Annotated in this window: 3 tRNA genes; all 3 read right to left on the bottom strand. The window is 42.9% G+C overall.

The features are described 5' to 3' along the window. Positions 1 to 162 precede the first annotated feature (162 nt). Positions 163 to 238 (bottom strand) — tRNA-Ala (locus TR08_RS21605). Positions 239 to 258: 20 nt separating this feature from the next. After that, positions 259 to 335, bottom strand: a tRNA-Pro gene (locus TR08_RS21600). An 8-nt stretch (positions 336 to 343) separates the two neighbouring features. Next, positions 344 to 420 (bottom strand) — tRNA-Arg (locus TR08_RS21595).

The following is a 420-nucleotide window of genomic DNA, read 5'->3' as shown; positions in this document are numbered from 1 at the left end:
TAAAAGTTACGTTGGCTTAGCTTTTATAAAAAGCTAAAAAATTGTTTGTTGACGTTCTTGTTTGTTTAGTTTTCAAAGAACAATACATAGTCGCATTGGCGACTTTAATATCTTAACAAATGCATTATAACATTGTCAACATATTTTTTTAATTAATATAATTGGTGGAGCCTAGCGGGATCGAACCGCTGACCTCCTGCGTGCAAAGCAGGCGCTCTCCCAGCTGAGCTAAGGCCCCATATTATTAGAGTAAAAGAATGGTCGGGAAGACAGGATTCGAACCTGCGACCCCTTGGTCCCAAACCAAGTGCTCTACCAAGCTGAGCTACTTCCCGATAAAATATGGCGCGCCCGAAAGGAGTCGAACCCATAACCTTCTGATCCGTAGTCAGACACTCTATCCAATTGAGCTACGGGCGC

It is taken from the genome of Neobacillus niacini (assembly GCF_000759675.1).
In the GTDB taxonomy this organism is placed as follows: Bacteria; Bacillota; Bacilli; order Bacillales; family Cytobacillaceae; genus Neobacillus; species Neobacillus niacini_A.
Note: the sequence above shows the minus strand (reverse complement) of the source record. Positions and strands in the feature narration are given on the sequence as shown.